This window comes from Sulfuricurvum sp. (genome assembly GCF_049305995.1).
GTDB lineage: Bacteria > Campylobacterota > Campylobacteria > Campylobacterales > Sulfurimonadaceae > Sulfuricurvum.
The window spans coordinates 1-10475 of the sequence record NZ_JBAQPS010000052.1 but is presented as its reverse complement, the minus strand read 5'-3'; the positions used below and the strand labels follow the sequence as shown (position 1 = coordinate 10475).

At 38.5% G+C, this 10475-nt stretch carries 7 protein-coding genes; all 7 read left to right on the top strand.

Annotated features, from left to right (window positions below):
• Nucleotides 1-154 precede the first annotated feature (154 nt).
• A complete protein-coding gene (locus WA010_RS01780) occupies nucleotides 155-1636 on the top strand; it encodes a hypothetical protein (RefSeq protein WP_422555463.1) in 1482 nt (493 codons plus the stop codon).
• Between the two features lie 4 nt (nucleotides 1637-1640).
• Complete coding sequence (locus WA010_RS01775; RefSeq protein WP_422555462.1) at nucleotides 1641-3614, top strand: hypothetical protein; 1974 nt, start codon at nucleotides 1641-1643, stop codon at nucleotides 3612-3614.
• Nucleotides 3611-3991 carry a hypothetical protein gene (locus tag WA010_RS01770; RefSeq protein WP_422555461.1) on the top strand — a complete coding sequence of 127 codons (381 nt, stop codon included), beginning with the start codon at nucleotides 3611-3613 and terminating at the stop codon, nucleotides 3989-3991. The genes WA010_RS01775 and WA010_RS01770 overlap by 4 nt, the downstream gene beginning before the upstream one ends.
• 128 nt (nucleotides 3992-4119) lie before the next feature.
• Nucleotides 4120-6453, top strand: a complete 2334-nt coding sequence (locus tag WA010_RS01765; protein ID WP_422555460.1) for a PD-(D/E)XK nuclease family protein — start codon at nucleotides 4120-4122, stop codon at nucleotides 6451-6453.
• Between the two features lie 18 nt (nucleotides 6454-6471).
• Nucleotides 6472-8340 (top strand): AAA family ATPase, encoded by a 1869-nt coding sequence (locus tag WA010_RS01760; protein ID WP_422555459.1) that lies wholly within the window; start codon nucleotides 6472-6474, stop codon nucleotides 8338-8340.
• Entirely contained in the window at nucleotides 8321-9583 is a 1263-nt protein-coding gene (locus WA010_RS01755; RefSeq protein ID WP_422555458.1) for an McrC family protein, read from the top strand. Before WA010_RS01760 ends, WA010_RS01755 begins: the two co-directional genes overlap by 20 nt.
• Nucleotides 9584-9719: 136 nt before the next feature.
• A partial coding sequence (locus WA010_RS01750; protein ID WP_422555457.1) for a DUF262 domain-containing protein occupies nucleotides 9720-10475 on the top strand: 756 nt, incomplete at its 3' end.

The following is a 10475-nucleotide window of genomic DNA, read 5'->3' as shown; positions in this document are numbered from 1 at the left end:
GTACACTCTCAAGCCTCACAAGCGGTCTTACAACGTTGGCAAATAATGCCGGTATTACAGTTGATACACAAACATCGACTGATAAACCTCTCCAAGAAATACCTCTCGACTAATTCAATCAATATTGCGGCTTTGCCGCAAACAAGGATAAATCATGCTAAAAAAGATCGTGTTAAGTGTATTGTGTGCGATGAGCCTTATGCAACCGTTATTTTCTGCCCAATTTGACCAAAAAATTGCCGCGCAAGGATCAGCCATCATCGAAGCCGATGTTGAAACCACTCAAAATGTTGCATTCGAGGATGCGAAGAAGAATGTTGTTTTATCGGCACTGTCTCGTTTGCTGGGATACAACGTTACTGCTTCAGATGAAGCGTTATCTGCTCACATCGGCGCAATGGTCAGTCAATTTGACACTTATGCCAAAATCCTTTCCAAAACCCCATCACGAGACGGTGCAACGTTTATTATCGCTTTGAATGTATCGATTGATGAAAAAGCGTTGCGCGCATTGATGAAAGATGAAGGGATCGGTTTGACGCAAAAGGTTCGTGAAGCCGGAAGTATCGTATTGTTGTTCGATGAGAGTGAAAAACCTTATGATCAGCCATCCGAGATGTTCAATGAATATTTGCATTATTCAAAAGATAAATCCCATCTTTACGATGAACGTCACACCAATACGTCCGATCATACCCGTAACGCATTGCAATCGGGTGTATCCAATACCGATATGAATGCATCGTCTTCCAATACCCAGCAAGATAATCATGTTCAAAATTCCTCGTCAAAAGATCGGATTTCAGATCATCTGATCGATCAAGAGGAATACACCTACTCAAAAAATTATGCAGGTGCGCATGAAATGACGATCAATTCCGGCTATGTCAAATCTCAATTACAAAAAACGCTCAAACAATACGGGCTCGATTTTATCGATGGCAGCGGTAAGCTATCCGAATTCAATCAACTCTATGTGAAACATTATCTCTCCTATAATGACGTGCTGGAGAGCGAAGACAGCAGTGTGTTTAAAGAGTTTATCAAAAAAGCGACCGGTGCGGAATTTATGGCGCTTGCCTATTCGCAAATCAATTATTCGATGAAGCCGGATGAGACGACGGGAAAATTCGGTTGCACGACAACACAGAGCAATGTTTCCATCTTTTCTCTTAAAGATTCAAAACTGCTCGATTCAGGATCACTCGAAGCGGTGCAGCTGAGCGAACGTTCCATTGAAGCGTGCAAATCCAACGCTAGGTTCGATATGGCGGATAATCTTGGGCACACAATAGGACTGGGGATACAAAAAACGATTCGTGATGCGGAACGGACATTTATTTCAGGCCCCGTTCACTTTAAAGTAACGATAGAAGGATCGTTTGATCGAAAAAGTCGTAAGTCGCTCGAATCGATATTGGACGGTTCTAAAAAAACGTTCAAATCATATCAGCTGATTACACAATCAAAAGATTCGATCCAATATGATATCGTGTATGAAGGGTCCAAAAATATCGGTGATGTGATTTTGGATGCCGTTGAGAGTTCAAAAGATGATGATCTCAAAGATCAGTTTGACGGGTATGATTTTAAACTTGCCGGTCAAAACACTATCGTCTTATACCGTGTAAAGTAACACTATGTTGCGATGGATGTTCCTGCTTTGGATCATGCTGACGTTTGTCCATGCGAATGACGATCATTATGATGTTTGGCTTTCCGATACCGTTGTCATTGATGACACGGCAGCCGCCAATCACCATTTCGCCGATGCTATCGGTGTTTCGTCTGCGGATTTGCGCAATTCATTTCATGATGCGTTCAAACGTTATTTTCCCAATGCGATCGATACCATCAAGCCTGAATCGCTTAGCGGAACCTACACAGTGTATATCTCTATCGCGAGGGCTTCATACTATGAAATACCTTCTACAACGACCAAGTTACTTCATGTATCGTTACCGATCACCGGTACGATTCATTTTGTAAATCTGTCAACGTCGGAGGAGTTGTATTCTCAAACCTATACTTATATCGGTAACTTGCAAACGACAACCCAAGAAGATGCCAACCGTTCTGAAAAACTGATCAATGCCTATAGGGATACCTATAGAGCATTGTGTGATTATTTGTCCCAAAAAGCATCGGAGAACTTCAAACCTCAAAAGATCAGCACCAAAATTATCGGCGAGAAATGGGGAGTAAAGATTCTGGATAAAGGGGTGGAATCGGGAATCCTCACAGGGGACGGTCTGGAATCGCAAAACGGCAGTTTTATTAAAATCCTATACTCTGCTAAGGGGTATTCCATTGCCAAAAGCGTATTGGGCAACACAATGAACGGCAAGGAGTTTTATAAAACCTATCTGCAATCGATCACAACGATGGATAGACCCAAAATTGCCTTGCTCGATATCCGTAAAGACCCGAATAAACTGCTGATGAGTGATGAGATGTTTTATCAGTTTTTTGCCGATACCTTTGCACAAAGCGGCTCATTTTCATTAGTATCGATCAATAAATCGTTTTGGAAAGGGCTCAATTCACTGCAAGGTTCGGCAAACATCCCACACCGATTTTCCAAACGGCTTTCGCCGGAATATTTTATCCGTTTGTGGATCGATGGCCCTTATTACTACGATTTACCCACGTCGGCAGAATATATGCTGAATCGTCATTACCAAAGCCGACTATGCGGTGAGATTGTGGATGCGACGGCGCGAGTCATCGCTTCGGAGTGCCAAAGAGAAGAATTTGATGAAAACATAACCTTTGGAGAAGGGTATGACATCCCCGCACAGTTTGATGTAGCTGCAAAAAATGCAGCGGTCACTTTGGCGCAAAAACTCTCTTCAAGCGTATCTTTTACCCCTTTTATGTATACGGTTCTTTCAGCAAGTACAAAAGATATTCGATTGGAAGATAACGCCAATACGCTGTTTGAGGGAGAGACGCTTGAAGTTTTCAAGACTATCGGTGAATTGGAAGAAAAAGGGGCTGTCGCTATCCCTATCGCAACGGTTAAAATCACTCATAAAGACGATAAAAGCGCAATAGCGGAGGTTGTCCTAAAAACTTTTGCCGATGCGCCGGATATTCAGCCAGGCGATATCGTTTTACATAAAGGGATTGAAGCGCAAAAGCCCAATACACTCTCGTTTTCACTGTGTTCGTCCGATACGTCAAGCCTTCATGATCCGTTTGAGGAAAGCCAAAAATTTCTGATAGCGAATCGAATCTCTTTTCCTTTTTATCACGGGGATGGTTTGGCGGATGTTGTCAAAGAAAAGTTCAGCGAAAGCGAATTTGAGTCGGTTCCTGATGTTCAAGTACCGACAACAAACTACTGTGTTCAGCCCGTATCCAAGCTACGGCTAAAAAGCACCGATGATAATGCAAAATATACGCAAGAAATATACGATCTTATCGTCGGTGCGAAACTGTTTCACGGTTCAGACATTTATGACAAATACGGGATAGGGGGTGAAAAGACCCTCTATATCCCGGATTCGGGTTCCGATGCAAATCGTCATGTTCAGATATCGGACATCATCACTGAGGGCTTTGAAAAGGCCATTAAAACATTAAACACAAAAATCAAAGGAAACCCATGAAATCAAACTTTTACATCGCGATTGGCACTTTATTGTTATTGTCCGGATGCACATCCCATCCAACCTATTCGACACTCGGCAACGACGGACAAAAATCGGAGGTTGATGTAATCAAAAATAAAAAAGGGGAACTCTCGTTACGAATCGGAGGCGACGCCTATTACGGTGTCCTTACAATGGAGCCGGAGCGCCGATACGTACTTAATCCGTTGATCCAATCGATATCAGGTAACGCGCAAGGGGTTCTTAAAAACAGTGCCGGTCATCTAATGACCTGCGTCATGGATTTGGATACTCGATCACTAAGTGGAAGCGGATATTGCATGGAAGAGGGTGAAAGTAAATTAAAGCGGATTGCATTGGTGACGATGGATTAAAAATGCCCTGAGTCAGAGAGAAAAAACTGTATAATATTTATCAAAACACAATGAAAGACAACATGTTTGTTCTGATAGAGCTAATACACAAAAATCTATGATTAGCAAACCCAAGAAAAAAGACTATTATGATACTAACCATTATCGCACCCTCTATTCATAGAGCCAAACAGATCGAACGGCTCAGCGGTAATCCGTTGGCACGGTCATTGACCTTCGAAAATTTTATTCAGAGTTATTATGAGCGTTACGGCAAAAAACGTCTAATCCAAGCCGAAGAGGTGCAGGGAATCATGGCACATCTTTTTGCCTCGATGGAGCGAAGCCATTTCGATTATGTCACTGCCGATGGGGATGCGATGGAGCAGATCGCATCGTTTTTAATCAAGATAAAATGCAATAATGTCTCTTTAGGATCGTTCGGGTTTGTTTCGCCAAAAGAGGCTGAACTCCAAACTTTATTAGAGTGTTACAATCAGCTGTTGCAAACACATAATCTATTCGACAGAGCCGATAGAGACAGTTTTGTATTGGAATCGATCATGGCTGATCCATCGACGTTGAGTGTTTTTGGCGAGATTATCGTCGATGCGTTCGAACAGCGGGGCGTTCATTTCGAGAGTTCTAAAACAGAGTCGAAAATCATCGAATTTCTCCGAACCGTTTCAAACACAATGCCATCAAATGAGCTGCATGAAAATGTGCCGAACTTTTACGAGCCTATTCCGGCACCGTTTGGGATTATGGACGAAGTGGCAACGGCTTTAAAAATTGCCCGTAAGCTTCTCGAAATTGGCGTCAATGCTGATGAGATACTACTTGTCACCCCCTCTATCGATGAATACGCACCGATTTTTGAGTCACTTTTGGAATCATACGGATTACAAGGATATACCTCTATCGGGACTCCGTTGGTGCAATTGCTCCCTCTGCTCAAAAACAGCGATGCGGTTGAGGGTAATGAACTCCTGATACAAGCAAAAAACAAACAGCTCCAGATCAAAACACAGATCGATGCTATGGCTCAAAGATTCTCAAGTATGGGGATAGAGTATGATCGTGACAAAGCCTATGAAAAAGCGCTGTCGCAAACGCGTATCAAACTTCGCACCAAAACGGGATTACTCCTCACCGAGCCCAATCAACTCATCTCTCTCGATAGGATAGGGCATCTGATTTTTATGGGGACGGATATGGGGCACTTCCCTCCGCAAACCAAAGAGGGGTTTTTGGAAACGACGGCGCAATCGCTCTCGCTGCTCCATGCTAATAGCCTCTATGCATCAAGCCTCAATCATTATGAGCAGATGAAAGCTATCGCGCAGAATATCTATATCGTCACTGCCACCCATAAAGGCAAAACCAAACTCGCACGTTCGCATATCATCACGGAGTCGTGTCAGCCTTATGATGTGCGTTCTGTATTAGCTGATTTTGAATTTCCTCGTCATGGCAAACGAAGTGACGATAGCTCTATCGATGGTTATCTGGATGCGATAGAAATGGAGCAAAGCCCATATGATGGATATGATGCCGGTGGGTATGACGTCCAGACCCTAAGCGCGTCTCAACTGGGAATGTACGCGATGTGTCCACGCCGTTATTTTTTCGATAGAGTGTTAAAGATCAAAGCACCCAATAAACCCGAAGAGGGGCTGGAAGCGAGCGACAAAGGGACAATCATGCACCGATGTTTCGAGCTGTTCGCTACGGATGCGAAAAATGGGAACATTGTTATCGGTAGTGAGTTGGATCAACCGCTCAAAGGTCACATGAACGCGGTTGCAAAAATTTCTTACGATGAATTTATGGCAAAAGTATTGGCAGAAAAAGGGACGGAGGAGAACATCAACCATCGCCTCTATTTCCAAGAGCTCACACGAGGGTTGGAAGAGGGGAGTGAGGCAAGCGGAGTTCTCATCAATTTTCTCAAAACCATTACGTCGAACCATGCCTCAATCGCCAATTTTAAAAACAGCGAATTTGAAAAAGAGTTTCGGCTGAACCATGATTTTAATCCTGTAGACGAGACGAAGCCCTATTTTATAAAAGGGTTTATCGACCGTTTCGATACAATGGGTGATGAGATACGGATTGTCGATTATAAATCCAAAAAGGTGACCACTAAAATCGATAAAACCAAACTCGCCCAAATGCAAGAGCTCAAAGATATGCAGTTGGCACTCTATATCCTCTATGCGAGGCGGATACATGGGGAGAGTAAGATTGAGAGTTATCTTCAGACTTTTAAGACGGACAACATTCACGCCGAATTTGCCAAGGCGGCAACGTATGAGGTAGGGAAAGAGGGAGAATATCTCCATTATGATGAGGCATTTGAGCAGAGTTTAATCCAACGGATCATGGCGATCAAAGCGTCTATGGCGGATGGGGATTTTCATTACGATGACAGCGATGAAAAGCAGTGTGAATATTGCGATTTCGCTGTGATGTGTAGATAAAACTAAAGGAGATTTAGAATGCCTAAATATTGGAAATTTTCGCCTGGTGAGGGAGCGAAATATTGGACGCAAATGCTTCAGGGGCGTTTTGCATCGATAGGTTGGGGTAATATCGACTATACGGGTAAAGATAAAAAGGAATTATTATTACTAAATCCAAATTTAAACTCTGCTTCAAACGGTTCTGCAAGCATAATTGCAAAATTTAATCGTATTGCACAAAATGATATGCTCATAGCAATGAATGGAACAAGCCAGATTGTTGGTTATGGAATAGTACAATCGAACTCTTTATACACACAAAACTTATTAATTCCACAAACAGACCATTACAATTATATTAAAGTAGATTGGATTCAAATAATACCGCCTATTAGTTTAGGAAAAAAAGAAGCTTTACGGGGAGTTACTGTTGATCCTCTTAGTGATGATCAAATAAAAACGATTTTAGAAAAGATACAAATTACACCTGATGAAAATAAAAAAGGTCATGATATGAATATTAAACAGTCACCATTAAATCAAATCCTCTATGGCCCCCCAGGTACAGGAAAAACGTTCAATACGATTAATAAGGCGTTGGAAATTATTTATGGGTGTATGTCGGAAGAACTTCAAGTAAAAATTGCAAATGACGGGAACTTATCCGATGAAATAAAGAATGAGCAAGATGAAAGAAAGAAACTAAAAAAAGCTTTTGATTACTACAAGGATAACGCAAAACAAATCGTCTTTACAACATTCCATCAAAGCTATGGCTATGAGGAGTTTGTGGAAGGAATTAAACCTTGTGACTTGGAATCTTGTGATAGTGATTCTAATCAAATTCAATATTCTGTACAACCGGGCATTTTTAAGAATATTGCAACAGATGCAAAACGTAAGAAAATTTATAAATTAAATTATGATGATATTAATTTTAATGAATATTTAGCGATAAATCAAAAATTCAAAACAATGACAGGCATTGAATTTGAAATTATTGCAGTGGATGATCAAATTAGAATAAAAAACTCACAAAATTCTGAAGTACCATTGTCAAGAAAATCAATCATTGATTATCTATATGACCAAGATTTTGGAAATACACGTGGGCATTATTCATACCAACCTGTTATAGGAAAATATATTTTTGAAAAAATAAATGAAGTATTCATAGAAGATAATAGTGATACAAACTACATTCTAATTATCGACGAAATTAATCGTGGAAATATTTCAAAAATTTTTGGAGAATTGATTACGCTGATAGAAGAGAGTAAGCGAATTGGTGCGGATGAAGCTCTTGAAGTAACATTGCCATATAGTGGTATAAAATTTGGCGTACCGTCAAATCTATACATCATCGGAACAATGAATACAGCAGATAGAAGTATCTCACCTATCGATACAGCATTGCGACGACGATTTGTATTTGAAGAAATGTCGCCAATACCTGAATTATTAACAAAAGAAAAAACTCCTAGTATTTATACTGATGTAGACTTAAAATTATTACTTGAGGCTATCAATGCCCGAATCAAATATCTCTATGATAGAGATCATACAATCGGTCATGCGTATCTCATCGATGTTAAAACCTTAGAGGATTTGAAATTTGCATTTAAAAACAAAATCATCCCACTCTTAGCAGAGTATTTTTACGAGGATTGGGAAAATATTGACCATGTACTAAATAACAATGGTTTTATTATTGAATCAAATGAAAGTTCAACATATCTCTCAAAAATTAAAAATGATTCAAAAATAAATGGCAAGAAAATTTATATGATTCAAAAATTTGAAAGTTGGAGATCTGATATGTTTAAAAAAATTTATGATGATAAGGCTTTAGATAAATCACAACTACAGACAATCAGCGAAACTAATGATGCAATGCAAGAATAAAGCCACTATTAGCGAATTCGGTCTGATCGGTAGAGATGATTCAGTTTGTACAGCGAATAAATTTTTATCTGCGAATATTTGCGAAACTGCGTATAAAGAACTGGAAGAATTTGCAAAAACCGATAACGGTAAAGATGTTCTCGGCTTTAGTGGTAATGGTAAATATCTCCAAGCTAAAAGCTATGTTGGAACCATCCAAACCAAAAGCGGATTTACTCTGGAAATTTTGCCTAAAATATCAAGTGATAAGTGTGAAGCAGCAGATAATGAAATTGAAAATTCAAAACAAATTTTCATGACCCTGCTCCATTTGCTCCATAAATTACCAAATTTTAAACAGATCGATACTGCAAAATTTGAAGTGCAAAAACTCGATATTTTTGAGATTTTTATTCTCATGTTCTTGGAAGAAGTAGGTCAGATTATCAAAAAAGGGATCAAGTCAGACTATAGTACACAAGAAGAGAATCTTTTTTTTCTAAAAGGAAAACTCCGTTTCGGGGAGCATCTCAAACGCAATATTGTCCATAAAGAACGTTTTTATGTCGAATATGACGATTACAATCAAAACCGTCCTGAAAATCGTTTAATCAAATCGACACTCAACTTTCTATCAAAAGTTTCTAAAAACGCAAATAATGTTAGACGAATACGACTGTATATGGAACATATGAATTGGGTTGATTTATCTATGAATGTGGAGAACGATTTTAGAGGTGTGAAGGTCGGTCGCGGGATGGATCACTATAAAAATGCGCTTAAATGGTCAGAAGTTTTTTTGAAGAAAAAATCATTTACTTCATTTAGTGGCGAAACAATCTCTTTTGCTATCCTTTACCCGATGGAAAAACTGTTTGAATGTTTTGTGGAGTGGTGGCTAAATAAGAAATATCCTCATTTGACTATTGAACCTCAAAACGGTGGCGTTGAATTTGTAAAAAAACTCTTTACTGTTCGACCTGATTTTGTTATTAAAAACGCTGGTGAAATTTGCTGTATAGCGGATGCAAAATGGAAATTAATTGACAAAGAAGGGGACTTTAGCCAAGGTGATTTCTATCAGCTTTTTGCCTATAAGCATATATTTTTTGATAAGAATTTAACTTCAGATTGTTTACGAATTTATTATCCAAAAACAGATTTTTTGACGTGTGAAAAATATTTTGAATACCATTGTAGTTCAAAAATTAAAATCGTGCCACTTGATTTAAAAATCCTTATAAAAAAGCAAAATAATGAATAAATTTTCCATCCAAACCTCATTCGCCATAAGTGCGGGTGCGGGAAGATATGCTGCTTAAAATAGTTAATAAGACAGAAAATGTCCTCTCAATCAGATAGAATAAATTTGATAGAAACAAAAATTGAAGGAGTAAGTTGTGGCAAATAATCAATTAGAATCTTTGGAAGATATCTTTGATGGAAAATTTTTACGAATACCTGATTATCAAAGAGGTTATGCCTGGGGTGAACATCAGCTAAAAGATTTTTGGGAAGATCTTGAAAATATAGAAGAGGATCATGTTCATTATACTGGTGTTTTGACTTTAGAAAAAGTTACAAAAGATAAAAAAAATGAAAAAATTGAGTTTTGGAAAACAGATGCCGGTGCTTTTGAATCTGATAAAGTTTATTATATAGTTGATGGGCAACAAAGGATAACAACAAGTATAATCTTTTTAAAAGTCATTTTAGACAAAGCTATAGAGTTAAGTGTACAAGGAATAGACAATAAAAAAATAGAAAAGGTTTACGAAAAATTTATAAGTGAAGAAAATATGAATAGTATACATCAATATTTTTTTGGGTATACAGCTGATAATCCTAGTTATGAGTTTTTAAAAACTAAGATATTTGGAGACAAGTCATCCTCAAATGATGATAAAGAAACTTTATATACTGCAAATTTAGAAAATGCAAAAGAATTTTTTGAAAATAAGTTGAAAAATCTTGATGTAAAAAATCTTGAATTAGTTTTTAGAAAATTAACAAAACAGTTTAAATATAACGTATATGAAATTGCTGATGATTTAGATGTTTTTGTAGCCTTTGAGACTATGAACAATAGAGGTAAAAAGCTGTCTAATTTAGAGCTATTAAAAAACCGTCTTATATATTTATCTACAAAATTTGAC